Source organism: Pseudomonas sp. MM211, assembly GCF_020386635.1.
Classification (GTDB): domain Bacteria; phylum Pseudomonadota; class Gammaproteobacteria; order Pseudomonadales; family Pseudomonadaceae; genus Aquipseudomonas.
Window position 1 is genome coordinate 3,555,697 of sequence record NZ_CP081942.1, and the last position, 24,725, is coordinate 3,580,421.

Consider the following 24,725-nt stretch of genomic DNA (forward strand, 5'->3'; position numbering starts at 1 on the left):
GCCACAGCTGATCATCAGCCGCTGCTGCGCACCATGTCGACGTGGGGAATACCTGCTTCCAGGTATTCATCACTCACTACAGTGAAGCCCAGCTTTTCATAGAACGGCGTTGCCTGCACCTGGGCACTGAGCATTTGCTGACTCAGCCCACGTTTCTCCGCTTCGGCGATCACTGCGTGCAGCAGCGCTTCACCGACCTTCAGGCCGCGCCAGTCCTTGAGCACCGATACCCGACCGATCTCACCGTCCGCCAGCAGGCGTGCGGTGCCGATCGGGTAGTCGCCTTCGCAGGCGAGAAAATGCACGGCATCACTGTCTTCGGCGTCCCATTCCAGTTCAGGCGGCACCGCCTGCTCAGCGACGAATACCGTTTCACGGATGCGTCGCAGTTCTTCGTAATCCCTGTGCCAATCGGCGATGCGCACGTGCAGGTCATTCATCGGCAGCAAACTCCAGACTTCCTTGTTTGGTCAGTTCGAGAACCAATTCCCGAGCTTCGTCGTTGGCTATCCATGGGCCAATATTTTCCAGGTGCAGGGCGTCGGCCGAGCAGATCAGTTTCAGCAGTTCACGCAGGCTAGCGGAAACCAGGCGGCTCTGCCCGCTGGCGAACAACACCAGGTCTTCACCGACTTCCGACCACGCCATACGCGCACTGGGGTTACGGATCATCACGGCGCCGTCTTCCAACTGGTCGAGGAAGCCGTCTTCGTCAATCTCGATACCGGCGATCAGTTCCGGGTAGCGCGGTTCGGTCATGAACTGGCCGAACCAAGTCATCAGCAGGCGCTCGTCGCTCATGTGTTCGGCGAGCAGCGCCTTGAGGCGATCCAGAGCGTCGCGCTGAATTTCGTTGGGGTCACTGACCGGCGCGGTGCCGGCATCGCTATAGCGCGTTTCGTCGGGCAGGAACTGGCCGAGAAAATCAGTGAAATGGGTCAGTACTTCGGCCGCGCTGGGTGCGCGGAAACCCACGGAATAAGTCATGCAGTCGTCCTCGGCGGTGCCACTGTGGGCCAGGAGCGGCGGCAGATAGAGCATATCGCCGGGCTCGAGTACCCATTCTTCGGTTTGATCAAATTGAGCCAGGATCTTCATTTCGAGATCCGGCAGCAGGGGGCTTTGCGAATCGCACATCTGGCCGATCTGCCAGCGGCGGCGGCCATGAGCCTGCAGGAGAAATACATCGTAGTTATCGTAGTGCGGGCCAACGCCGCCGCCAGGCGCGGCGAAGCTGATCATCACGTCATCGATACGCCACTTGGGCAGGAACTTGAATTCTTCCAGCAGCTCGGCAACCTCGGGAACGAACTGGTCGACAGCCTGCACCAGCAGCGTCCATTCACGCTCCGGCAGCTGCGAGAAGGCGTCTTCGGCGAACGGGCCGCGGCGCACTTCCCACGGCGTTTCACCGTGCTCGATCACCAGGCGCGATTCGACTTCTTCTTCGAGGGCGAGGCCGGCCAATTCGTCCGGCGAGATCGGGCTTTCGAAATCAGGGATGGCCTGGCGCACCAGCAGGGGCTTCTTCTGCCAGTAATCGCGCAGGAATTCACGTGCGCTCAGGCCACCCAATAGCTGAAGAGGAGCATCAGGATTCATCTGTAAGTCCTTGATATTTATTAAAGCGTATAAAAAGAAACGCCCGGCTTCAGCCGGGCGTCCTTGAGACGAGCTACAGCTTAGATGCGTTTGGCCTGAGCCACCGCGTTGCCGATGTAGTTGGCTGGAGTGAGCTGCTTGAGCTCCTCCTTGGCCTGCTGCGGCATATCCAGGCCATCGATGAAGGCCAGCAGCGCTTCCGGCGTGATGCCCTTGCCACGAGTGAGCTCCTTGAGCTTCTCGTAGGGGTTCTCGATGGCATAGCGGCGCATGACGGTCTGAATCGGCTCGGCGAGAACTTCCCAGCAGGCGTTCAGGTCTTCAGCAATACGTTGAGCATTGAGCTCCAACTTACTGATGCCCTTGAGGCTTGCTTCGTAGGCGATCACGCTGTGGGCGAAGCCGACACCGAGGTTGCGCAGTACGGTGGAGTCGGTCAGGTCACGCTGCCAGCGGGAAATCGGCAGCTTGCTGGCCAGGTGCTGGAACAGCGCGTTGGCGATGCCCAGGTTGCCTTCGGAGTTCTCGAAGTCGATAGGGTTGACCTTGTGCGGCATGGTCGACGAGCCGATCTCGCCGGCGATGGTCTTCTGCTTGAAGTAACCCAGGGAGATGTAGCCCCAGACATCGCGATCGAAGTCGATGAGGATGGTATTGAAGCGGGCGATGGCGTCGAACAGCTCGGCGATGTAGTCGTGCGGTTCGATCTGCGTGGTGTAGGGGTTCCACTGCAGGCCCAGATCGTTCTCGATGAACTGGCGGGCGTTGGCTTCCCAGTCGATCTGCGGGTAGGCGGACAGGTGGGCGTTGTAGTTACCCACGGCGCCATTGATCTTGCCCAGCAGCGGCACGGCGGCGATCTGTACGATCTGACGCTCGAGGCGATAGACGACGTTGGCCAGCTCTTTACCCAAGGTGGTGGGCGAGGCCGGTTGGCCGTGGGTGCGCGACAGCATCGGCACGTCGGCGAACTTGACCGACAGATCGCGGATGGCAGTGGTGATCTGGCGCATCAGCGGCAGCAGCACGTTGTCACGGCCTTCGCGCAGCATCAGGGCGTGGGACAGGTTGTTGATGTCCTCGCTGGTGCAGGCGAAGTGAATGAACTCGCTGACCTTGTCCAGCTCCGGCAGCTTGGCAGCCTGTTCCTTGAGCAGGTATTCCACGGCTTTGACGTCGTGGTTGGTGGTGCGCTCGATCTCTTTGACGCGTTCGGCGTGCTCGACGGCGAAGTTCTCGGCCAGCTCATTGAGCAGCGCGTTGGCTTCGGCGGAGAAGGGCGCGACTTCGCTAACACCTTCATGAGCAGCGAGGCGCTGCAGCCAGCGGACTTCGACCTGAACGCGGAAACGAATCAGACCGTATTCGCTGAAAATGGGGCGCAGAGCGCTGGTTTTGCCGGCATAGCGGCCATCTACGGGCGAAACCGCGGTGAGCGAGGAAAGCAGCATGGGAGGCGTTCTCGGACAGTCGGGCGTTGAAAAGGGCGCATATCATACATGAAGTAGGGCGGCTATCGGCGGCGGCCCTGAGTCATTCGATGAACGAGATGCACATCAGAAAAAGTGCTGCGCTTAGTTGCGCAGCATTGGGTACAGCTCTCTCAGCAATTTGCGGCGGCTAAACACCAGTTGCCAGCGATGACCGCCGAGCTGTCGCCACAAGCGGCCTGCGCGGATGCCGGCGAGCAGCAGGGCGCGGATTTTCGAGGCATTGGCAGGCTGCTGCAGAAAGCGGCTGTCGCCTTGCACCTGAATGCGCTGCTTGAAGGTGCTGATGGTGTCCTGATACAGCGCACCGCATGAGGAGATCACGTTCTCATGGCCAATGCCGAAGTGTTCGGCTTGATTCTGGATCTGATCCAGGCGCCCGCCCATCAATTGCAGGAGGTCGCCACGTTTGTCGAGCTGGCGTTCCAGTCCCAGCAGGGCGAGGGCATAGCGCAGCGGCTCGCGCTGCAGGCTGGTGGGGTCGCGTTCCAGCGCGCTGACCATGGCGCGGTAACCTTCTCGAAGGTTGAGGTCGTCACCGCCAAAAACATCCAGAGTGCCCTTGGCGTCACGTACCAGCAGGCTACCAATCAGGCAGGTCACTTCGCTTTCGGCGGCCTGGCCGGTCTTGGCGATCTTGTCGACCATCACAGCGGCCTGAAACACCGCACCGAGCGCGATCAGTTGTTCTTGTGTCGGGTTCATCGTGGGGCGCCCTCGCTCCAGGGCTCGGCGCTTTCGATCACGCCACCGCCAAGACAGATATCACCATCGTAAAAAACCACGGACTGTCCGGGCGTAACCGCGCGCTGCGGCTGCTCGAACGTGGCCCGGTAACCCGCTGCGCTGCGCTCCAGCGTGCAGGTCTGGTCTGCCTGGCGGTAGCGCACCTTGGCCGTCAGCTGACGCGGTGCATCCAGCTCAATCGGGTTGACCCAATAGATCTGCGAGGCATTGAGGGCGCGGGAAAACAGCCATGGGTGTTCGTTGCCCTGACCGACCACCAGCACATTGCGGGTCAGATCCTTGTGCAGTACATACCAAGGCTCATCGCTGGCATCTTTCAGCCCACCAATGCCCAGGCCTTGGCGCTGGCCAATGGTGTGGTACATGAGGCCGTGGTGCTTGCCGATAACCTCGCCCTCGGTGGTTTCGATATTACCCGGCTGCGCCGGTAGGTACTGCTTGAGGAAGTCGCTGAAGCGCCGCTCTCCGATGAAGCAGATGCCGGTGGAGTCTTTCTTTTTGGCAGTGGCCAGCTCGTATTTTTCGGCGATAGCGCGTACTTGAGGCTTTTCCAGCTCGCCGACGGGGAATAGCGTCCTGCCGATCTGCTCACCGCCAACGGCGTGCAGGAAGTAGCTCTGATCCTTGTTCGGGTCGAGGCCCTTGAGCAGCTCGCTGCGCCCGTCGATATCACGGCGACGCACATAGTGGCCGGTAGCGATCAGGTCGGCACCAAGCATCAGGGCGTAGTCGAGGAACGCCTTGAACTTGATTTCACGGTTGCAGAGGATGTCCGGGTTCGGCGTGCGTCCAGCCTTGTACTCGGCCAGGAAGTGTTCGAACACGTTGTCCCAGTACTCGGCCGCGAAGTTGGCGGTATGCAGTTTGATGCCGATGCGGTCGCAAACGGCCTGGGCGTCTGCCAGGTCGTCCATGGCGGTACAGTATTCGGTGCCGTCGTCCTCGTCCCAGTTCTTCATGAACAGGCCTTCGACCTGATAACCCTGCTCGAGCAACAGCAGGGCCGATACGGAGGAGTCGACGCCGCCGGACATGCCGACGATTACGCGCTGAGTGGCTGGATCTTGCATGGTCGGGATCAATACAGGCTTCAAAGGGGCGAGATTCTAACAGGATGCGCAGGACGTTTCAGTTCTGCCGATTGTGGTTACATCGGTTCGTGAATGAGGCTGAGGGGAAAGCGGGCACCCGCCAGGTAATCATCCAGGCAACGCATCACCAGCTCACTGCGCAGATGATCGGACTCAGCCTTCAGCTCTTCATGGTTGAGCCAGCGAATGCCGCTGATGTCGCTGTCCAGCGCACGCTCGGGATGATGCTCGAGCAGGTTGGCGGTGAAGCAGATGCGTTGATAGGTCACGCCATTACTCGGTGCGGTGTACAGGTAGATACCAGTAACACCGGTCAGCTCGACATCGCAGCCGGTCTCTTCCAGGGTTTCGCGTACTGCGGCCTGCAGCAGGCTTTCCCGTGGTTCCAGATGGCCGGCGGGCTGGTTGAGTACCAGGCGCCCGCCCTTGAGTTCTTCGACGAACAGAAAGCGCCCGTTGTGCTCGACTATCGTCGCAACGGTGACGTGTGCATGCCAGGCCATGGAGCCTCCTTGTAGCGGATATGAAAATAAAAAACCCCGGCACTGGGCCGGGGTCTTTTACCTCAACGAATCATTCAGACCAGAGAGGCCAGTGCTGCGTTGAGGGTCGCGCTTGGACGCATGACTTTTTCGGTCAGCTCCTTGTTCGGCGCGTAGTAGCCGCCGATTTCAGCCGGCTTGCCCTGTACCGCACCCAGTTCGGCAACGATCTTGGCTTCGTTGTCGCTCAGGGTCTTGGCCAGTGGCGCGAACTGCGCTTGCAGTGCGGCGTCTTCGCTCTGTGCTGCCAGAGCCTGAGCCCAGTACAGCGCCAGGTAGAAGTGGCTGCCACGGTTGTCGATACCGCCGACCTTGCGCGCTGGCGACTTGTCGGTGTCGAGGAACTGGCCGGTGGCCTGGTCAAGGGTCTTGCTCAGTACCAGTGCCTTCGGATTGTCGTAGGTGTTGCCCAGGTGCTCCAGGGAAGCAGCCAGAGCCAGGAACTCACCCAACGAATCCCAGCGCAGGAAGTTTTCCTCGACCAGTTGCTGTACGTGCTTCGGCGCGGAACCGCCAGCGCCGGTTTCGAACAAACCACCGCCATTCATCAGCGGCACGATCGACAGCATCTTGGCGCTGGTGCCCAGCTCCATGATCGGGAACAAGTCGGTCAGGTAGTCGCGCAGCACGTTGCCGGTCACTGAGATGGTGTCCTTGCCTTCGCGGATGCGTGCCAGGGAGAACTTGATGGCTTCGACGGGTGCGAGGACGCGGATGTCCAGGCCGCTGGTGTCGTGATCCTTCAGGTACTGCTCGACCTTCTTGATCATTTCGGCGTCATGCGCACGTGCCGGATCCAGCCAGAACACCGCAGGGGTGTCGCTCAGGCGTGCACGGTTGACGGCCAGCTTGACCCAATCCTGGATCGGCTCGTCCTTGGTCTGGCACATACGGAAGATATCGCCTTCCTCGACCGACTGTTCCATCAGCACTTTGCCATTGGCATCGCTGACGCGAACCACGCCATTGGCCTGGATCTGGAACGTCTTGTCGTGGGAACCGTACTCTTCGGCTTTCTGCGCCATCAGGCCAACGTTCGGCACGCTGCCCATGGTGGTCGGGTTGAAGGCACCATTGGCCTTGCAGTCCTCGATGACCACTTGGTAGATGCCGGCGTAGCAACGATCCGGAATCACAGCCTTGGCGTCTTGCAGCTCGCCTGCGGTGTTCCACATGCGGCCCGAGTCGCGAATCATGGCTGGCATCGAGGCGTCGACGATCACGTCGCTCGGCACGTGCAGGTTGGTGATGCCCTTGTCGGAGTTGACCATCGCCAGCGCCGGACGATCGGCGTAAACAGCGTTGATGTCGGCTTCGATCTCGGCCTGCTTGTCAGCGGGCAGCTTCTTGATGCTGGAGTACAGGTCGCCGATACCGTTGTTCAGGTTGAAACCGACTTCCTGCAGGGCAGCAGCGTGCTTCTCGAGGGCGGCCTTGTAGAACTCGGCAACGATCTGGCCGAAGATGATCGGGTCGGAGACCTTCATCATGGTGGCCTTCAGGTGAACCGAGAACAGTACGCCCTGTTTCTTGGCGTCTTCGATCTCTGCGGCGATGAAGCTGCGCAGTGCCTTCTTGCTCAGCACCGAGCAATCCAGGACTTCGTTGGCCAGAACCGAGGTTTTCTCTTTCAGCACGGTGGCGGTGCCATCGGTGCCGATCAGTTCGATCTTCACGCTGCCTTTGGCATCGATCAGGGTAGCCTTTTCGCTGCCGTAGAAATCGCCGCTCTCCATGTGTGCCACGTGGGACTTGGAGTCAGCGCTCCAGGCGCCCATCTTGTGCGGGTGCTTGCGGGCGTAGTTCTTGACCGACAGCGGGGCGCGACGGTCGGAGTTGCCTTCACGCAGTACCGGGTTAACGGCGCTGCCCTTGACCTTGTCGTAACGGCTGCGAATGTCGCGCGCTTCGTCGCTGTCGCCAGTGTCCGGGTAATCCGGCAGGGCGTAACCCTGGCTCTGCAATTCTTTGATTGCGGCCTTCAACTGTGGAACAGAGGCGCTGATGTTCGGCAGCTTGATGATGTTGGCTTCTGGCGTGGTAGCCAGTGCGCCCAGCTCGGCCAGGTGATCACCCTGTTTCTGAGCATCGGTCAGAAACTCGGGGAAAAGTGCCAGGATACGGCCGGCCAGCGAGATGTCGCGGGTTTCGACGGCGATATCCGAAGAGGCAGTGAACGCTTTGACGACGGGGAGCAGGGAGTAGGTCGCAAGCGCAGGGGCTTCGTCGGTGAGGGTGTAGATAATCTTCGAGCGTGTGGTCATATTTGATTTAACTCTCTTTTTGCTGAACTTGCACAAAGCACTGATCCGGGTGAGGTGGCTTCTGACCACAGCTCGGCATCAATGATGTGAATTCGAAGTTCCATCCCGATGATGTTGGGTGTCGCAATCGACCGACGGCGATAGCGGATCGCCTCTGACGGTCGGCACGACGAGTGCTGGAAGCCGTACTCCAGGCTAATGCGCCTTTATGACTACTCAGTCAGCGCCCGAGTATATCAAACCAGAGGGCGATGGCAGTGACCAAGTTGCTGGCAGTGCGGAGAGGATGGGCGTTTCCAGCTGCCGAAGCCGGTGCGAAGGGGCCTTTTCTAGATCCGGGATGGGCAAGAATGAACGGTATGTTTTCCGGCCGGGCTCAATTGTTTCGCGGCCTGTCGCGGTCAATACGACCAAGGTCGGATCATGCTTGCCCAAGATTGGGCTGACAAAGTCTTCCTGGCTGCACGAAAAAGCCGACCCTGGGGCCGGCTTTTTCGTGCAGCTAAGCAGCTTAAGAAATCAAACCTCGACCGTCTCCCCGCGCACTCTACTGGTGGCGGTGGTGGTAGTAACTTCAGAAGCCGCCTGGGCAGCGCTGATATTCACGGCGTGGAGGCCCTTGGGGCCTTGAATAATATCGAAGCTCACGGCTTGTCCGGCTTTCAGGGTCTTGTACCCGTCCATCTGGATGGCCGAATAATGGGCGAACAGGTCCTCATCTCGGCCATCGGCCAGGATGAACCCATAGCCCTTGGCGTTGTTGAACCACTTGACCTTACCACTTAGCATGCTGATATCCCTCTGCAAGGAACTCCATTGCTGGAGTATCATCCACATTAGATCCCGCGTCCGTTAGATTACTCGTACGAGCGCAAGCCCTTTCACCCCGTAGGGGTATCCATTGGTTGTAACACCCTTTTGCCGATAGTCAAGGCAACGCACGAAGCACCGATAAACGGGTCTTATTTTTGTTACCCGTATCCATTCACCCACGAACCTTTTATCCAGCATGCATGCAAGTAGCCAGATTCGACTAACATTCAATCAGGATCGACCCGCACCGCATGAGGACGACTCTTCAGGCCTGGCCGTCGAGGAATCCAAGCCGGCATTGCAGGCGCCTCCGCTTTATAAGGTGATCTTGTTCAATGATGACTACACCCCCATGGATTTCGTGGTCGAGATACTCGAGACCTTCTTCAGCCTCAATCGGGAGGTGGCGACCAGAATCATGTTGACCGTGCATACCGAAGGTCGCGCCGTTTGCGGTCTCTATACCCGCGATATCGCTGAGACCAAGGCCACACAGGTCAATCAATACGCGCGGGAAAGTCAGCATCCATTACTCTGTGAAATCGAGAAGGACGGTTAACGCCGGCCATTTGGGCATGAGGTGAAGCTATGTTAAATCGAGAGCTCGAAGTCACCCTCAACCTTGCCTTCAAGGAGGCGCGAGCCAACCGTCATGAATTCATGACGGTTGAGCACCTTCTGCTGGCTCTTTTGGATAACGAAGCAGCAGCCAGTGTGTTGCGCGCTTGCGGTGCAAACCTGGACAAGCTGCGCAACGATCTGCAGGAATTCATCGACTCTACGACCCCGCTGATTGCACAGCATGATGAAGAACGTGAAACCCAGCCGACACTGGGCTTCCAGCGCGTTCTGCAGCGTGCGGTGTTCCATGTGCAAAGCTCCGGCAAGCGTGAAGTGACTGGCGCCAACGTACTGGTCGCGATCTTCAGTGAGCAGGAAAGCCAGGCCGTGTTCCTGCTCAAGCAGCAGAGCGTGGCGCGCATCGATGTGGTCAATTTCATTGCCCACGGCATTTCCAAGGTGCCAGGCCAAGGAGCATCGCCGGACGCCGAGCAGGAAATGCAGGACGAAGAGGGCGGTGAGTCCTCGTCTTCCAGCAACCCGCTGGATGCCTACGCCAGCAACCTGAACGAACTGGCGCGTCAGGGCCGTATCGATCCGCTGGTCGGCCGTGAGAATGAAGTCGAGCGTGTGGCGCAGATTCTCGCCCGGCGTCGCAAGAACAACCCACTACTGGTCGGTGAGGCGGGCGTCGGCAAGACGGCCATCGCCGAAGGGCTGGCCAAGCGCATCGTCGACAATCAGGTACCTGATCTGCTCGCCGACGCGGTGGTCTACTCCCTCGACCTGGGTGCACTGCTGGCAGGCACCAAGTACCGTGGCGATTTCGAGAAGCGCCTCAAGGCACTGCTCACCGAGCTGCGTAAGCGCCCGCATGCGATTCTGTTCATCGACGAGATCCACACCATCATCGGTGCCGGCGCAGCATCGGGTGGCGTCATGGACGCGTCCAATCTGCTCAAGCCGGCGCTGTCGTCGGGCGAGATCCGTTGCATCGGCTCCACCACCTTCCAGGAGTTCCGCGGCATCTTCGAGAAGGATCGCGCCCTGGCGCGGCGCTTCCAGAAGGTCGACGTGGTCGAGCCCTCGGTGGAAGACACCATCGGTATCCTCAGGGGTCTCAAGGGGCGCTTCGAGCAGCACCATGACATCGAGTACAGCGATGAGGCTTTGCGCGCCGCTGCCGAGCTGGCCTCGCGCTACATCAACGATCGGCATATGCCCGACAAGGCGATCGACGTGATCGACGAGGCGGGTGCCTATCAGCGCCTGCAGCCGCAGGACAAGCGCCTCAAACGCATCGACGTCCCGCAGGTCGAAGACATCGTTGCCAAGATCGCGCGGATTCCGCCAAAGCACGTCAGCAGCTCCGACAAGGAATTGCTGCGTAATCTGGAACGCGACTTGAAACTGACCGTATTCGGTCAGGACGCTGCCATCGATTCGCTGGCCACTGCCATCAAGCTGTCACGCGCAGGTCTCAAGGCGCCGGACAAGCCGGTGGGCTCGTTCCTGTTCGCCGGCCCGACCGGCGTCGGCAAGACCGAGGCGGCTCGCCAGCTGTCCAAGGCCCTGGGTGTCGAGCTGGTGCGCTTCGACATGTCTGAGTACATGGAGCGGCATACCGTTTCTCGCCTGATTGGCGCGCCTCCTGGTTATGTCGGTTTCGATCAGGGCGGCTTGCTCACCGAGGCAATCACCAAGCAGCCGCATTGTGTGCTGCTGCTCGACGAAATCGAGAAGGCGCATCCGGAAGTCTTCAACCTGCTGCTGCAGGTGATGGATCACGGCACCCTGACCGACAACAATGGGCGCAAAGCGGATTTCCGCAATGTCATCCTGATCATGACCACCAACGCCGGTGCAGAGACAGCCGCGCGTGCGTCGATTGGCTTCACGTATCAGGATCACTCTTCCGACGCCATGGAAGTCATCAAGAAGAGCTTCACGCCGGAGTTCCGCAACCGCCTGGACACCATCATCCAGTTCGGCCGCCTCAGCCACGAAACGATCAAGAGCATCGTCGACAAGTTTCTCATCGAGCTGCAGGCGCAGCTCGAGGACAAACGCGTCATGCTCGAAGTCAGCAACGCTGCGCGTGACTGGCTGGCGGAGCAGGGCTATGACGTGCAGATGGGAGCACGACCGATGTCACGCTTGATTCAGGATCGAATCAAACGCCCATTGGCCGAAGAAATTCTCTTTGGTGAGTTGGCTGAGCATGGTGGCACGGTCCACGTGGATCTCGACAATGGCGAACTGACGTTCGATTACGAGACAACTGCGGAAATGGCCTAAGGCGATTCGGCGGGCTCACCGAGCCCGCCAGTCGCTCGTAATTGCATAATGATGAAAACGAAAACGCCCGGCATATGCCGGGCGTTTTCGTTGCCGCTGCGCTTGGCAGACTGGGAAGCGTTGCTTCCTGCCTGTTAGCGGGCGCGGTAGGTGATACGACCCTTGCTCAGGTCGTAAGGCGTCAGCTCTACGCGCACCTTGTCACCAGTCAGAATGCGGATGTAATTTTTGCGCATCTTTCCGGAGATATGCGCGGTAACGACGTGCCCATTTTCCAACTCCACACGAAACATGGTGTTGGGCAGGGTGTCGACGACAGTGCCTTCCATTTCGAAGCTGTCTTCTTTCGACATGCAGTAAAGCCCTCGGTATCCAATGAATGGCCCGGCGCAACTGGCCCCAGGCAAAAGCGGCATGCATTGTGCCCGAAAACCAGGGTTGACGCCAAGAGATTCAGGTGAGGGTGACCCAATGTTGATTGACGAACAGCTCGATGGGGCGGTATTGCGTCTTGTAATTCATCTTTCGGCAATTCTTGATCCAATAACCCAGGTAGACGGCCTGGAGATCCAGTCGATGAGCCTCGCCTATCTGCCAGAGGATCGCGAAGCGGCCGAGGCTGCGCCGTTCTTCGTCAGGGTCGTAGAAGGTGTAGACCGCTGAAAGCCCATTGGGCAATACGTCTGTCACGGCAATGGCCAGCAGTCGGCCATCGTCTCGAAACTCGTAAAAGCGCGCGAAGGGCAGGTCGCGTATCAAGAAAGTGGAGAACTGTTCGCGGCTGGGCGGGTACATATCGCCATCGGCGTGGCGCTGCTCGATATAGCGCACATAGAGGTCGTAGTACTCTTCGCTGAATACCGGCCTGACCGCGCGAACTTGAACCGACTCGTTGCGCTTGATGATTCGCCGCTGCTGTCGATTGGCCGTGAACTGGGCAACCGGAATCCGCGCGGGCACGCAGGCGGTGCAGCGCTGGCAGTGAGGGCGGTAAAGGTGATCGCCGCTACGCCGGAAGCCAAGCTCGGAAAGCTCGGCGTAAACGTGCACGTCCATTGGCTGACTGGGATCGAGAAACAGGGTGGTGGCCTGTTCTTCGGACAGGTAGCTGCAGGGATGCGGTTGGGTGGCGTAGAACTTCAGGCGAGCCAGCTCGGTCATGGTCGGCTTCCGGGATTAGCCTTGAATCAGTGTATGCCAGCTGGCAAGAGTCGACCAGAAAGAGCGGGTCATCTGTCGGCCTGCATCGCATTGCGGGATCAAGTGGCGGTGCTGGGCTGATCCAGGAAACGCTGCAGGTAGTCAGCGAATACGGTTCTGGTAATGGCGCGTGCGCCGAGGCTGTTAAGATGCTGGGTTGGCATCTGGCAGTCGACCAACTCGAACCCCCAGGCGTTGAGGTGCTCGATTAGCGTTATGAAACCCACCTTGGAGGCATTGTCGGCCCGACTGAACATCGACTCACCAAAGAACAGTTTGCCCATGGCCAGACCGTATAGCCCGCCGACCAGTTGTTCGTCTTGCCAGACCTCCACGCTATGGGCCAGGCCGCGCCCGTGCAGCTCGATGTAGGCCTGCTGCATGGGTGTGGTGATCCAGGTGCCGTCTGCGTAGTCGCGCGGCGCAGCACAGGCCTGGATGACGTCCGCGAAGGCCTGATCGAAGGTGACCCGGTAATACCCCTGACGGATTACCTTGCGCAGGCTGCGCGAGACATGCACTTCGTCGGGAAACAGTACGGTGCGCGGATCAGGTGACCACCACAGCAAAGGCTGGCCATCCTGATACCAGGGAAAGCAGCCGTGCCGGTAAGCGGCGATCAGCCGCTCAGCGCGTAGATCGCCGCCAGCTGCCAGCAGCCCGTTGGGCTCGCGCAGAGCCTTGTCGAGGGGTGGGAAGATCAGAGAGTCGCGTTGCAACCAGGTGAGCATTGGCGAAACCGCGGCAGGGGAGGGCGGGTTTATCCCGCCCCGGGTGATCAGTTGTCGTCGAGGAATTTTTCGACGTCGAGGGCAGCCATGCAGCCGGCACCGGCCGAGGTAATGGCCTGGCGGTAGACGTGGTCGGCCACATCACCAGCGGCGAAAACACCTTCGATGCTGGTGGCGGTGGCGTTGCCTTCGTTGCCACCCTTGATCAGCAGGTAGCCATCGCGCATTTCCAATTGGCCTTGGAACAGATCGGTGTTTGGCTTATGGCCAATGGCGATGAATACGCCGGCCAGCGGCAGATCGCTGGTGCTGCCGTCCTGGGTATTGCGCAGGCGGGCGCCGGTCACGCCAGTGGCGTCGCCGAGCACTTCTTCCAGAGTATGGTTCCAGTGCAGGCGCATGTTGCCGTTGGCTGCCTTGTCGAACAGTTTGTCCTGCAGGATCTTCTCGGAGCGCAGCTTGTCGCGGCGGTGCACCAGGTGCACTTCCTTGGCAATATTGGAGAGGTAGAGAGCCTCTTCGACAGCCGTGTTGCCGCCGCCGATGACGGCAACTACCTGGTTGCGATAGAAGAAGCCGTCGCAGGTCGCGCAGGCGGAAACACCCTTGCCCGCAAACGCTTCCTCGGACGGCAGGCCCAGGTATTGAGCCGATGCCCCGGTGGCGATGATCAGCGCGTCGCAGGTGTAGGTACCGCTGTCGCCCTTGAGGGTGAACGGACGGCTCTGCAACTCGGCAGTGTGGATGTGGTCGTAGATGATCTCGGTTTCGAAACGCTCGGCGTGTTTCTGCATGCGCTCCATCAAGCCCGGGCCTGTCAGGCCTTCTACGTCACCTGGCCAGTTGTCCACTTCGGTGGTAGTGGTGAGCTGGCCGCCCGGTTGAATGCCGGTGATCACGACAGGCTTCAGATTGGCACGAGCGGCGTACACAGCGGCACTGTAGCCGGCGGTCCGGAGCCCAGGATTATCAGGCGGGAATGCTTGACTTCGCTCATAAAAACACCTCATAAGCCTTTGTCACAAAAGAGAATGCGTGCTCAAATTGAGCCGCACGGACGAATAGTGGCCGCTATGCTACACCGAAGCAGGAAGCAAGCGGGAGATCAGCTCCCCATCAGCGGAGCGGCATGCCGTACAATGGCGACGTTTCGTCCTCTACCGATCATGCGGCGCGCTACCGGCGCAGGAACAGATGCGTTTTGAAGAATTCTAGCTCTACAGCACCGACACCAGCTTGGCGTCAGCAACTGCCGTACCGCCTCAAGGAGGGTGCGCTGATCGCCCTTGGGGCCTTGTGCCTCTATGTGTGGATGGCGCTGCTCACCTATGATCCGGCAGACCCGGGCTGGACCCATACCAGCAACGTCGAGCAGGTACACAATGCTGCTGGTCGTGCCGGCGCCTGGTTCGCCGATGTGCTGTTCATGGCGCTGGGCTATTTCGCCTATCTCTTCCCGCTACTGCTCGGTATCAAGGCGCTGCAGGTGTTCCGTGCCCGTCACGAACCCTGGCACTGGAGCGGTTGGCTATTTTCCTGGCGTTTGATCGGCCTGGTTTTTCTGGTGCTTTCAGGCTCGGCACTGGCCTATATCCACTTTCAGGGTGGTGCAGGCCTACCGGCATCTGCAGGCGGCGCATTAGGTGAGAGTCTGGGGCAACTGACCGTAGCGGCCCTGAACGTGCAGGGCAGTACACTGCTTTTCATTGCCCTGTTTCTGTTCGGTTTGACGGTATTCACCGACCTGTCCTGGTTCAAGGTGATGGACATCACCGGCAAGATCACTCTGGATCTGCTGGAGCTGGTACAGAGCTTGGTCAACCGCTGGTGGAGTTCGCGTCAGGATCGTAAGCAACTGGTCGCCCAGTTACGCGAAGTGGATGAGCGTGTTCATGACGTGGCGGCGCCGATGGTGCGTGACCGTCGTGAGCAGGCCAAGGTCAAAGAGCGCCTGATCGAGCGCGAAGAGTCGCTCAACAAGCACATGAGCGAGCGCGAAAGCCGTCCCGCTCCGGTCATCACCGCTCCGAGTGCGCCCAAGGCGCCCGAGCCGAGCAAGCGCGTGCAGAAAGAGAAACAGGCGCCGCTGTTCGTCGACAGCGCGGTGGAGGGCACGCTACCGCCAATCTCGCTGCTCGACCCGGCAGAAGCCAAGAAGATCGAGTACTCGCCCGAGTCCCTGGCGGGCGTCGGTCATCTGCTGGAGATCAAACTCAAGGAGTTCGGTGTCGAAGTATCGGTTGACTCGATCCATCCTGGCCCGGTGATCACCCGCTACGAAATTCAACCTGCCGCTGGCGTCAAGGTCAGCCGGATCTCCAACCTAGCCAAGGACTTGGCGCGCTCGCTGGCAGTGACCAGCGTCCGTGTGGTTGAAGTGATTCCCGGCAAGACCACCGTCGGTATCGAAATCCCTAACGAGAACCGCCAGATCGTGCGTTTCTCCGAGGTGCTGTCGACCCCTGAGTACGACGACGCCAAATCACCGGTCACCCTGGCCCTGGGTCACGACATCGGCGGCAAGCCGGTGATCACCGACCTGGCGAAAATGCCTCACCTGCTGGTCGCCGGTACTACCGGTTCCGGTAAGTCGGTGGGCGTGAACGCGATGATTCTTTCCATCCTGTTCAAGTCGGGGCCGGAAGACGCCAAGATGATCATGATCGACCCGAAAATGCTCGAGTTGTCGATCTACGAAGGCATTCCTCATCTGCTCTGCCCGGTCGTCACCGACATGAAGGAAGCGGCCAACGCGCTGCGCTGGAGCGTCGCCGAGATGGAGCGCCGCTACAAGCTGATGTCGAAGATGGGCGTGCGTAACCTGGCGGGCTTCAACCGCAAGGTGAAGGATGCCATCGAGGCTGGCGAGCCGCTGTCCGATCCGCTGTATCGCCGCGAGAGCATGGAAGACGAAGCGCCGCTGCTGAAAACGTTGCCGACCATCGTCGTCGTCGTGGACGAATTCGCCGATATGATGATGATCGTCGGCAAGAAGGTCGAAGAGCTGATCGCCCGTATTGCCCAAAAGGCGCGAGCGGCGGGTATCCACCTTATTCTCGCTACCCAGCGGCCGTCGGTGGACGTGATCACCGGTCTGATCAAAGCTAACATTCCGACCCGAATGGCCTTCCAGGTATCGAGCAAGATCGACTCGCGCACCATCATCGACCAAGGCGGCGCCGAACAGCTGCTCGGCCACGGTGACATGCTCTACATGCCGCCTGGTACCAGCCTGCCGATTCGTGTGCACGGTGCGTTCGTCTCCGACGATGAAGTGCATCGCGTGGTCGAAGCCTGGAAGCTGCGTGGCGCACCGGACTACAACGAAGACATCCTGGCCGGCTCCGAAGAGGGCGGTGGTGGCTTCGATGGTGGCAGCGGCGGTTCAGACGGTGGCGACGACAGCGAGTCGGATCCGCTGTACGACGAAGCGGTCAACTTCGTATTGGAAAGTCGCCGCGCGTCCATCTCCTCGGTGCAGCGCAAACTGAAGATCGGCTACAACCGCGCCGCCCGTATGATCGAAGCCATGGAAATGGCTGGCGTCGTCACACCGATGAATACCAACGGTTCGCGCGAGGTCATTGCACCTGGTTCGAGCCGCGATTAACCCTGACAGAGGATTCACATGCGCCTGATACGTTTGATGTTGCTCGCCGTCCTCACCACCGTGAGCCTGTTCGCCCACGCCGACGATGAGGCAGCCGTAAAACGGCTGACCGAGTTGCTCAACCAGGCGCAGACCATCACAGCGCGCTTCTCCCAGCTGTCCCTCGATGGCAGCGGCACCCAGCTGCAGGAAACTGCGGGTGAGTTGGCGCTCAAGCGCCCAGGCCTGTTCCGCTGGCACACCGATGCGCCGATGGAGCAGTTGCTGGTTTCCGATGGCAAGCAGGTATGGCTGTACGACCCGGATCTTGAGCAAGTGACCATCCAAACGCTCGACCAGCGCTTGACCCACACTCCGGCCTTGCTGCTCTCTGGCGATGTTTCGCAGATCCGTGAGAACTTCGAAATCACCTTCAAGGAAGGTGGCAACGTGGTCGATTTCATTCTCAAGCCGAAGTCCAAGGACACCCTGTTCGACAGCCTGCGCCTGTCGTTCCGTAACGGCGTGTTGAACGATATGCAGTTGATCGACAGCATCGGCCAACGCACCAACATTCTGTTCATGAACGTGAAGATGAACGAGCCCCTGGATGACAAGCAGTTCAGCTTCGAAATCCCTGAGGGTGCGGACGTCATCCAAGAGTAGGTAAGTCGTGGATCTGTTTCGCAGCGCGCCCGTCGCTCAGCCGCTGGCCGCCCGTTTGAGGGCGACCACGCTGGACGAATACGTCGGCCAGGAGCACCTGCTGGCCCGTGGCAAGCCACTGCGCGAAGCGCTGGAACAGGGCGCCTTGCACTCGATGATCTTCTGGGGCCCGCCAGGTGTTGGCAAGACCACCCTGGCGCGCTTGCTGGCCCAGGTTACCGATGCGCATTTCGAGACCATTTCCGCGGTGCTGTCCGGGGTCAAGGAAATCCGCCAGGCCGTCGAGGTCGCCCAGCAGCATGCCGCCCAGTATGGACGCCGCACCATTCTGTTCGTCGACGAAGTGCATCGTTTCAACAAGTCGCAGCAGGACGCCTTCCTGCCTTACGTCGAAGATGGCACGCTGATTTTCATCGGCGCGACCACTGAAAACCCTTCGTTCGAACTCAACAACGCCTTGCTGTCCCGCGCTCGCGTCTACGTGCTCAAGAGCCTGGATGACGCTGCGCTGCGCAAGCTGGTCGACCGCGCACTGAGCGAAGCCAAGGGCCTAGGCGAGCGCCAACTGACACTGCCGGACGACAGCTTCGACATTCTCAAGAGTGCTGCAGACGGTGACGGTCGACGTTTCCTCAATTTTCTCGAGAACGCCGCCGACCTGGCCGAAGACGGCGCCGAGATCAGCACCGAACTGCTGCTCGACCTGCTCGGTGATACCCGGCGTCGTTTCGACAAGGGCGGCGAAGCCTTCTACGACCAGATTTCCGCGCTGCACAAGTCGGTGCGCGGCTCCAGCCCGGACGGTGCCCTGTACTGGTTCGCACGCATGCTCGATGGCGGCTGCGATCCCTTGTACATCGCCCGCCGAGTGGTGCGCATGGCCAGCGAGGATATCGGTAATGCCGACCCCCGCGCCCTGACGCTGTGTCTGAATGCCTGGGACGTCCAGGAGCGCCTCGGCAGCCCTGAAGGTGAGTTGGCCGTGGCGCAGGCCATCGTCTACCTGGCCTGCGCCCCCAAGAGCAACGCCGTGTACAGCGCCTTCAAGGCCGCCATGCGTGATGTCGCGGAAAACGGCTCGCGGGAAGTGCCGCTGCACTTGCGCAATGCGCCGACCAAACTGATGAAGCAGCTCGGCTATGGCGACGAATACCGCTACGCCCATGACGAGCCCGATGCCTACGCCGCTGGCGAAGACTACTTTCCCGAAGACATCGAACCGCGCCACTATTACCAGCCGGTGCCACGCGGCCTGGAACTGAAGATTCGCGACAAGCTCGCCCATCTGGCCGATCAGGACGCCAACAGCCCGCGGCAGCGTAGAAAGCCATGATGGTTACCATTTTCGCCGTCGCCGTTGGCGGCGCGCTCGGCACCCTGGCGCGTTTTGCCGCGGGTAACTGGGTCAATGCCCACTGGCCACAGCATTTCTATACGGCAACCTTGCTGGTGAACCTCGTCGGCTGCCTGCTGATCGGGGTACTCTACGGCCTGTTCATGTTGCGCCCTGAAGTGCCGCTGCCAATCCGGGCAGGATTGATCGTCGGCGTGCTGGGCGGCTTCACGACATTTTCTTCATTTTCCCTGGACACCCTGCGCCTGCTGGAAAGCAGCCAGGCGCCACTGGCCATCGGCTATGTGGCGGTAAGTGTACTGGGCGGCCTGCTTGCTACCTGGGCAGGCCTTTCGCTAACCAAAATCTGATCGACGAGAACCTGAAATGCTCGATTCCAAACTGGTGCGCAGCCAACTGCACGAAATTGCCCAGCGTCTGGCCACCCGTGGCTATGAACTGGACGTGACCCGCGTCGAAGCCCTCGAGGCTCAGCGCAAGTCCGTTCAGACCCGCACCGAGCAATTGCAGGCAGAGCGCAACAGTCGATCCAAGTCCATCGGCCAGGCCAAGCAACGCGGTGAAGACATCGCGCCGTTGCTGGCCGAAGTCGACCGCATGGGCAGCGATCTGGAGGAGGGCAAGCGCGAACTGGACGCCATCCAGGTCGAGTTGGACAACCTGCTGCTGAGCATTCCCAACCTGCCGGACGAGTCGGTGCCGGTCGGTGCCGACGAAGACGGCAACGTCGAAGTACGCCGCTGGGGCACGCCGAAGACCTTCGACTTCACCGTGCAGGATCACGTCAGCCTCGGCGAGCAGCACGGCTGGCTGGATTTCGAAACCGCCGCCAAGCTGTCCGGCGCGCGTTTTGCCCTGCTGCGCGGCCCGATTGCCCGCCTGCACCGCGCCCTGGCGCAGTTCATGATCAACCTGCACACCGCCGAGCACGGTTACGAAGAGGCCTATACGCCTTATCTGGTACAGGCTCCGGCGCTGCAAGGTACAGGTCAGCTGCCGAAGTTCGAGGAAGACCTGTTCAAGATCAGCCGCGAAGGCGAGGCCGATTTTTATCTGATCCCGACCGCCGAAGTGTCGCTGACCAATATCGTGGCCGGCGAGATCGTCGATGCCAAGCAACTGCCGTTGAAGTTCGTCGCGCACACGCCGTGCTTCCGCAGCGAGGCCGGTGCATCGGGCCGTGATACCCGCGGCATGATCCGCCAGCACCAGTTCGACAAGGTCGAAATGGTTCACGTGGTCGAACCAGGCAAATCCTTCGAGGCGCTCGAGGAACTGACCGGCCATGCCGAGAAGGTTCTGCAACTGCTCGAACTGCCGTACCGCGTGCTGTCCCTGTGCACAGGCGACATGGGCTTCAGCGCAACCAAGACCTACGACCTGGAAGTCTGGGTACCGAGCCAGGACAAGTACCGCGAGATATCGTCCTGCTCGAACTGTGGCGACTTCCAGGCCCGCCGCATGCAGGCGCGCTATCGCAACCCGGAAACCGGCAAGCCGGAACTGCTGCACACCCTCAACGGCTCCGGCCTGGCGGTGGGCCGCACTCTGGTGGCGGTACTGGAAAACTACCAGCAGGCCGACGGCAGCGTCCGTGTTCCCGAGGTGCTCAAGCCCTACATGGGCGGTATCGAAGTGATCGGCTGATCCACGCGTAACAGCGGCACCTCAGGGTGTCGCTTGCCGCAGCATTTTCAGGCCCCGAGCTGAGTCTCGGGGTCGTCATTTTCACCACGTCGCTCGCGAGCGACCGTAATGGGCACCGACATGGACTTTCTTCCCCTGTTCCACAAACTGCAGGATCGCCGCGTTCTGGTGATCGGCGGCGGAGAGATCGCCCTGCGCAAGGCGCGCCTGCTGGCCGATGCCGGAGCCCGCCTGCGCGTCGTCTCGCCCGAGGTGGGCAGCGAGCTGCGCGAACTGGTGGAGCAGGGCACTGGTGAGTTGCGCCTGCGCAATTACCAGCCAGACGATCTGAGCGGCGTGTCGCTGGTGATCGCCGCGACTGATGACGAAGCGCTGAATGCCCAGGTATCCCAGCAGGCTCAGGCCATCGGCTTGCCGGTCAACGTGGTGGATGCGCCGGCACAGTGCAGCGTGATCTTTCCCGCCATCGTCGACCGCTCGCCGTTGATCGTCGCAGTCAGCAGTGGCGGTGATGCGCCAGTGCTGGCCCGGCTGATCCGCGCCAAGATCGAAACCTGGATTCCCGCCACCTACGGTCAGTTGGCCGGTCTGGCGAAAGTCTTCCGGGCACAGGTCAAGAGCCTGTTTCCTGACGTGCAGCAGCGCCGGGTGTTCTGGGAAGACGTATTCCAGGGGCAAATTGCGGAAAGCGTATTCGCCGGCAAGCTAGGCGAAGCCCGCCGCCTGCTGGAGGAAAAGGTCAGTGGCGCTGCGCCTCGCGCTCTGGGTGAGGTCTATCTGGTCGGTGCCGGCCCGGGCGATCCCGACCTGCTGACCTTCCGCGCTCTGCGCCTGATGCAGCAGGCCGATGTGGTGCTCTACGATCGCCTGGTCGCTCCTGCGATCATCGAACTTTGCCGCCGCGATGCCGAACGCATCTACGTCGGCAAGCGTCGCGCCGATCATGCCGTCCCTCAGGAACAGATCAACCAGCGTCTGATCGACCTGGCCAAGGCCGGCAAGCGCGTGCTGCGATTGAAGGGCGGTGATCCGTTCATCTTTGGCCGTGGTGGGGAAGAGATCGAGCAACTGGCATCCCATGGCATTCCTTTCCAGGTAGTGCCGGGGATCACTGCGGCCAGTGGCTGTTCGGCCTACGCGGGTATTCCGCTGACTCATCGTGATCATGCGCAATCGGTACGTTTCGTCACCGGCCACCTCAAGGACGGCAGTACCGACCTGCCATGGTCGGAGCTGATCGCCCCCAGCCAGACGCTGGTGTTCTACATGGGTTTGGTTGGTTTGCCGACCATCTGCCAGCAACTGGTTGCTCACGGCCGTGCCGCGAGCACCCCGGCAGCGCTGGTGCAGCAGGGCACCACGGAGAATCAGCGGGTATTTACCGGCACCCTGGCCAACCTGCCGGATCTAGTCGCGCAACATGAGGTGCATGCACCGACGTTGGTGATCATTGGGGAAGTGGTGCAACTGCGTGACAAACTGGCCTGGTTCGAAGGTGCCCAGGAGACGGCTCGATAGAGTCGTGTGCCGCTTACCCGTAGCCTGTGGTTGAGCCAGGGCAGCCATTCCCGGGTAGCGCTACGCTCAACGCCGGGCTACAAGAGCGAGCTACCCTGGAGTGATGTTTTCCGGGGGTAGCTGCAATCACGCAGACACAGGCAAAGGGATCAATGCTTGCGATTGACCGTCTGCGCTGCCTTGATCACGTCGGCACCAATCTCCGCTTCGAACTGCTGCCACACTGGGCGCATGGCGTCACGCCAGGCGTTGCGCTGTTCCGGCGTGAGGGTAATGATCTGGCTCTTGCCCGAAGCCTCAATGCGGCGACGATCAGCCTGATTGGCCTCTTCGGCCTGGCGATTCACCGTGTAAGTAACCTCGTCGATGATGGCCTCGAGCTCGGTGCGAATCTGGTGAGGAATGCCGTACCAGAAACGCGCGTTGCTGATCAGCATGTAATCGAGCACGCCGTGGTTGGTTTCGGTGATATAGGGCTGAACCTCGTGCAGACGCTGGCTGTAAAGGTTTGACCAAGGGTTCTCCGCCCCCTGCACTTGGCCACTCTGCAGCCCCTTGTAGACTTCGGCGAATGGCATCTTCACAGACTTCGCGCTCAACTGGGCGAACTGGGCATCGAGCACGTTGGAGTTCTGGATGCGAAAGCTCAGACCTGCGGCATCGGCAGGCACACGCAGGGCCTTGGTCGCCGACATCTGTTTCATGCCGTTGTGCCAATAAGCCAGCCCCACGATGTTCTGATCTTCCATCGAGCGCAGCAACTGACGGCCCTTGGCGCGCTTCTGGAAGCGGTTGACCGCTTCCAGGTCGTCGAACATGAACGGCAGGTCGAACACCTGAAGCTGTTTGGTGTACTTGTCGAACTTGGCCAGCGACGGGGCCAGCATCTGCACTTCGTTGTTGCGCAGCGCTTCCAGCTCGTTGGCGTCGCCATAAAGGGACGAGTTGGGGTAGACCTCAACCTTGACCTTGCCTTCCAGACGCTGATCGACCAAGCGCTGGAACATCAGCGCTCCCTGACCTTTTGGCGTGTCATCAGCCACCACATGGGAAAGCTTGATCACCAATGTGGCTTCTTGGGCGTGGGCAGTGTACGAGCTGAGCGTCAGGGCGCAGGCGGCCGCAACGGCGATCTTTTTGAACATGCGGGTGACCTTATTCTTATCGACTATTTTTAGGTCGGACGCTGGTTGGCAGAAACGTCCGTGCTGGAACCGGTTACGGTTATTTGCGAAGTCTACTGCAATCATGACGCCATATTTGTGACATCCGTCTGAGGAGCTGCAGGAAACCTGGCAGATTGCCCTCAAATGCTTGCTTTTACCGGTATAGCTGCATTCTTGGCCGCGATCCACTGCGACATGTACTGGGTGCTCTTGTGCTGATGGTGACGCAGCATGGCGCCCACGAAATTGGCTTGACGATGTTGCTCTCGCGTCGCTAATAGCAGATCCAGGCGGGCCACCAGCGCTTCGCCGAGTCGCTGGCGATCGAAACGGGCAGCGAGCAGGGCATGGCCTTGTCGCTGCGCGTCGAGCCAGCGAGCTTCGTTCTCATACAGCTGCACCGCAGCATCGGCGAATGCAGTGGCATCAGCAGCGATGCTGCCGGGCCATGGCAGCTCGCCGTGCATGCCTTCGCTGCCGATCAGCGTGGTCACGCTGGGTGTGCCGCAGGCCATGGCGTCGGCCAGTTTGCCTTTGATGCCGGCGCCGAAGCGCAGGGGGGCCAGACAGATCCGCGCCTGCGCCATCACTCGATGAGCGTCGTCGACCCAGCCGAGTACATGGAAGCCTTGTTTGGGATTGTGCAGTGCCGTGGCCTTGGGTGGCGGGTAGGCGCCGTAAACATGCAGTTGCGCCTGGGGCAGGCGCGCGCGGATCAGCGGCCACAGCGCATGCTTGAGCCACAGCACGGCATCCCAGTTCGGCGCATGGCGAAAGTTGCCGATGCTCAGGAAGTGCTGTCGCTCGGCAAACGGCAGACTCTCGAGCGCAGGCGGAATCAGCATCAGCGCACAGTCATGCAGCAGCGCTGCCGGCACCTTGAATTGTTCCTGCAGCAGGCTCATCTCGAATTCGGAAATCATCAGCGTCAGGTCGCAACGATAGATCGAGGCGATCTCACGCTGCGCCATGTCGCCATCAGCCATGGCCTCGTACAGAACCTGTGCAGTGGCATGCACCGGGCCGACCTGCTGCCGCTCTGTTTCGTTCGAACAGGCCTGCTGGCTGGCCTTGAGCAAGGCGTGGCGGGCATCGCGCAGGCAGTGCAGGTCGCTGGTATCGAGCACTCGCAGGGCCTGTGGCCAGGCGCGCTCGACACGCCAGGCGAACTGCTCTTCGGTGAAGAATCGGTCGAACAGCGCCAGATCCGGCTGCAGCTGCGCAACCAACGCGTCGAAACTGTCGCAGTTCAGGGCAACGGGCACTTCGGCGATCTGCAATTCGCTCAAATCCGCGCGATGCGAAGACAGCGCCGCCGCGCTGGCGAAGGTGACCTGCCAGCCCTGGCCGCGAAACACGCCGAGCAGTTCGAGCATGCGGCTGCCCGCAGCGGACGAGCGGGGTTCCGGCCAGACGTAGCCGATGACCAATACCTTGCGCATACCG

At 60.4% G+C, this 24,725-nt stretch carries 21 protein-coding genes and 1 pseudogene; 8 read left to right on the forward strand and 14 right to left on the reverse strand.

Translation table 11 applies throughout. The features are described from left to right. Positions 1–14: 14 nt before the first annotated feature. From K5Q02_RS16330 to cspD, 8 genes are all read right to left on the reverse strand, one after another. Positions 15–440 carry a GNAT family N-acetyltransferase gene (locus tag K5Q02_RS16330; RefSeq protein WP_225832242.1) on the reverse strand — a complete coding sequence of 142 codons (426 nt, stop codon included), beginning with the start codon at positions 438–440 and terminating at the stop codon, positions 15–17. Next, entirely contained in the window at positions 433–1,602 is a 1,170-nt protein-coding gene (locus tag K5Q02_RS16335) for a ribosomal protein uL16 3-hydroxylase (RefSeq protein ID WP_225832244.1), read from the reverse strand. Before K5Q02_RS16335 ends, K5Q02_RS16330 begins: the two co-directional genes overlap by 8 nt. Before the next feature lie 80 nt (positions 1,603–1,682). Next, on the reverse strand, positions 1,683–3,053 hold the full coding sequence (purB, locus tag K5Q02_RS16340) for an adenylosuccinate lyase (RefSeq protein ID WP_225832246.1): 1,371 nt from the start codon (positions 3,051–3,053) through the stop codon (positions 1,683–1,685). Between the two features lie 123 nt (positions 3,054–3,176). Next, on the reverse strand, positions 3,177–3,797 hold the full coding sequence (hflD, locus tag K5Q02_RS16345) for a high frequency lysogenization protein HflD (RefSeq protein WP_225832247.1): 621 nt from the start codon (positions 3,795–3,797) through the stop codon (positions 3,177–3,179). Then, positions 3,794–4,909 carry a tRNA 2-thiouridine(34) synthase MnmA gene (mnmA, locus tag K5Q02_RS16350; RefSeq protein WP_225832249.1) on the reverse strand — a complete coding sequence of 372 codons (1,116 nt, stop codon included), beginning with the start codon at positions 4,907–4,909 and terminating at the stop codon, positions 3,794–3,796. Before mnmA ends, hflD begins: the two co-directional genes overlap by 4 nt. Before the next feature lie 77 nt (positions 4,910–4,986). Then, entirely contained in the window at positions 4,987–5,433 is a 447-nt protein-coding gene (locus K5Q02_RS16355) for an NUDIX hydrolase (protein ID WP_225832251.1), read from the reverse strand. A gap of 74 nt (positions 5,434–5,507) precedes the next feature. Then, positions 5,508–7,736 carry an NADP-dependent isocitrate dehydrogenase gene (locus tag K5Q02_RS16360; protein WP_225832253.1) on the reverse strand — a complete coding sequence of 743 codons (2,229 nt, stop codon included), beginning with the start codon at positions 7,734–7,736 and terminating at the stop codon, positions 5,508–5,510. 519 nt (positions 7,737–8,255) lie between these two features. Beyond that, positions 8,256–8,525 carry a cold shock domain-containing protein CspD gene (gene cspD / locus K5Q02_RS16365; protein ID WP_225832255.1) on the reverse strand — a complete coding sequence of 90 codons (270 nt, stop codon included), beginning with the start codon at positions 8,523–8,525 and terminating at the stop codon, positions 8,256–8,258. Between the two features lie 220 nt (positions 8,526–8,745). Here cspD and clpS point away from each other — a divergent pair, with 220 nt between their 5' ends. Both clpS and clpA read left to right on the forward strand, forming a co-directional pair. Continuing rightward, the gene (gene clpS / locus K5Q02_RS16370) at positions 8,746–9,108 is read left to right on the forward strand and encodes an ATP-dependent Clp protease adapter ClpS (protein WP_225832257.1); all 363 of its coding nucleotides are present in this window, start codon (positions 8,746–8,748) and stop codon (positions 9,106–9,108) included. Positions 9,109–9,137: 29 nt separating this feature from the next. After that, on the forward strand, positions 9,138–11,408 hold the full coding sequence (clpA, locus tag K5Q02_RS16375) for an ATP-dependent Clp protease ATP-binding subunit ClpA (protein WP_225832259.1): 2,271 nt from the start codon (positions 9,138–9,140) through the stop codon (positions 11,406–11,408). Between the two features lie 134 nt (positions 11,409–11,542). On the opposite strand, the gene infA is transcribed toward clpA, so the two are convergent. From infA to trxB, 4 genes and pseudogenes are all read right to left on the reverse strand, one after another. Next, positions 11,543–11,761 (reverse strand): translation initiation factor IF-1, encoded by a 219-nt coding sequence (gene infA / locus K5Q02_RS16380; RefSeq protein WP_002553999.1) that lies wholly within the window; start codon positions 11,759–11,761, stop codon positions 11,543–11,545. 100 nt (positions 11,762–11,861) lie between these two features. Further along, entirely contained in the window at positions 11,862–12,569 is a 708-nt protein-coding gene (locus K5Q02_RS16385) for an arginyltransferase (protein WP_225832261.1), read from the reverse strand. Between the two features lie 98 nt (positions 12,570–12,667). After that, the gene (aat, locus tag K5Q02_RS16390) at positions 12,668–13,339 is read right to left on the reverse strand and encodes a leucyl/phenylalanyl-tRNA--protein transferase (RefSeq protein ID WP_225832263.1); all 672 of its coding nucleotides are present in this window, start codon (positions 13,337–13,339) and stop codon (positions 12,668–12,670) included. Between the two features lie 47 nt (positions 13,340–13,386). Then, positions 13,387–14,336: pseudogene (gene trxB, locus K5Q02_RS16395) on the reverse strand (thioredoxin-disulfide reductase). Positions 14,337–14,540: 204 nt separating this feature from the next. Between trxB and ftsK the strand changes: the two are divergent. The 6 genes from ftsK (at position 14,541) to cysG (ending at position 22,113) form a co-directional block, all read left to right on the forward strand. Next, positions 14,541–16,949, forward strand: a complete 2,409-nt coding sequence (gene ftsK, locus K5Q02_RS16400) for a DNA translocase FtsK (RefSeq protein WP_225832265.1) — start codon at positions 14,541–14,543, stop codon at positions 16,947–16,949. Positions 16,950–16,967: 18 nt separating this feature from the next. After that, positions 16,968–17,594 (forward strand): outer membrane lipoprotein chaperone LolA, encoded by a 627-nt coding sequence (lolA, locus tag K5Q02_RS16405; protein WP_225832267.1) that lies wholly within the window; start codon positions 16,968–16,970, stop codon positions 17,592–17,594. 7 nt (positions 17,595–17,601) lie between these two features. Then, complete coding sequence (locus K5Q02_RS16410; RefSeq protein WP_225832269.1) at positions 17,602–18,927, forward strand: replication-associated recombination protein A; 1,326 nt, start codon at positions 17,602–17,604, stop codon at positions 18,925–18,927. Further along, the gene (gene crcB / locus K5Q02_RS16415; RefSeq protein ID WP_225832271.1) at positions 18,924–19,298 is read left to right on the forward strand and encodes a fluoride efflux transporter CrcB; all 375 of its coding nucleotides are present in this window, start codon (positions 18,924–18,926) and stop codon (positions 19,296–19,298) included. The genes K5Q02_RS16410 and crcB overlap by 4 nt, the downstream gene beginning before the upstream one ends. Positions 19,299–19,314: 16 nt before the next feature. Further along, entirely contained in the window at positions 19,315–20,595 is a 1,281-nt protein-coding gene (gene serS, locus K5Q02_RS16420) for a serine--tRNA ligase (protein ID WP_225832273.1), read from the forward strand. A gap of 120 nt (positions 20,596–20,715) precedes the next feature. Continuing rightward, a complete protein-coding gene (gene cysG, locus K5Q02_RS16425; protein ID WP_225832275.1) occupies positions 20,716–22,113 on the forward strand; it encodes a siroheme synthase CysG in 1,398 nt (465 codons plus the stop codon). Positions 22,114–22,262: 149 nt separating this feature from the next. On the opposite strand, the gene K5Q02_RS16430 is transcribed toward cysG, so the two are convergent. Beyond that, positions 22,263–23,258 (reverse strand): TRAP transporter substrate-binding protein, encoded by a 996-nt coding sequence (locus tag K5Q02_RS16430; RefSeq protein ID WP_225832277.1) that lies wholly within the window; start codon positions 23,256–23,258, stop codon positions 22,263–22,265. Positions 23,259–23,419: 161 nt separating this feature from the next. Beyond that, entirely contained in the window at positions 23,420–24,721 is a 1,302-nt protein-coding gene (locus K5Q02_RS16435) for a glycosyltransferase family 4 protein (RefSeq protein WP_225832278.1), read from the reverse strand. Positions 24,722–24,725 lie beyond the last annotated feature (4 nt).

Bases quoted from the DNA above. Each gene is read 5' to 3' on its own strand.
- hflD (WP_225832247.1), bottom strand. From the start codon at position 3,797: ATGAACCCGACACAAGAACAACTGATCGCGCTCGGTGCGGTGTTTCAG.
- lolA (WP_225832267.1), top strand. From the start codon at position 16,968: ATGCGCCTGATACGTTTGATGTTGCTCGCCGTCCTCACCACCGTGAGC.
- aat (WP_225832263.1), bottom strand. From the start codon at position 13,339: ATGCTCACCTGGTTGCAACGCGACTCTCTGATCTTCCCACCCCTCGAC.
- infA (WP_002553999.1), bottom strand. From the start codon at position 11,761: ATGTCGAAAGAAGACAGCTTCGAAATGGAAGGCACTGTCGTCGACACC.
- K5Q02_RS16385 (WP_225832261.1), bottom strand. From the start codon at position 12,569: ATGACCGAGCTGGCTCGCCTGAAGTTCTACGCCACCCAACCGCATCCC.
- crcB (WP_225832271.1), top strand. From the start codon at position 18,924: ATGATGGTTACCATTTTCGCCGTCGCCGTTGGCGGCGCGCTCGGCACC.
- K5Q02_RS16355 (WP_225832251.1), bottom strand. From the start codon at position 5,433: ATGGCCTGGCATGCACACGTCACCGTTGCGACGATAGTCGAGCACAAC.
- K5Q02_RS16330 (WP_225832242.1), bottom strand. From the start codon at position 440: ATGAATGACCTGCACGTGCGCATCGCCGATTGGCACAGGGATTACGAA.
- clpS (WP_225832257.1), top strand. From the start codon at position 8,746: ATGCATGCAAGTAGCCAGATTCGACTAACATTCAATCAGGATCGACCC.
- serS (WP_225832273.1), top strand. From the start codon at position 19,315: ATGCTCGATTCCAAACTGGTGCGCAGCCAACTGCACGAAATTGCCCAG.
- cysG (WP_225832275.1), top strand. From the start codon at position 20,716: ATGGACTTTCTTCCCCTGTTCCACAAACTGCAGGATCGCCGCGTTCTG.
- mnmA (WP_225832249.1), bottom strand. From the start codon at position 4,909: ATGCAAGATCCAGCCACTCAGCGCGTAATCGTCGGCATGTCCGGCGGC.
- K5Q02_RS16435 (WP_225832278.1), bottom strand. From the start codon at position 24,721: ATGCGCAAGGTATTGGTCATCGGCTACGTCTGGCCGGAACCCCGCTCG.
- clpA (WP_225832259.1), top strand. From the start codon at position 9,138: ATGTTAAATCGAGAGCTCGAAGTCACCCTCAACCTTGCCTTCAAGGAG.
- K5Q02_RS16360 (WP_225832253.1), bottom strand. From the start codon at position 7,736: ATGACCACACGCTCGAAGATTATCTACACCCTCACCGACGAAGCCCCT.
- purB (WP_225832246.1), bottom strand. From the start codon at position 3,053: ATGCTGCTTTCCTCGCTCACCGCGGTTTCGCCCGTAGATGGCCGCTAT.
- K5Q02_RS16430 (WP_225832277.1), bottom strand. From the start codon at position 23,258: ATGTTCAAAAAGATCGCCGTTGCGGCCGCCTGCGCCCTGACGCTCAGC.
- K5Q02_RS16335 (WP_225832244.1), bottom strand. From the start codon at position 1,602: ATGAATCCTGATGCTCCTCTTCAGCTATTGGGTGGCCTGAGCGCACGT.
- cspD (WP_225832255.1), bottom strand. From the start codon at position 8,525: ATGCTAAGTGGTAAGGTCAAGTGGTTCAACAACGCCAAGGGCTATGGG.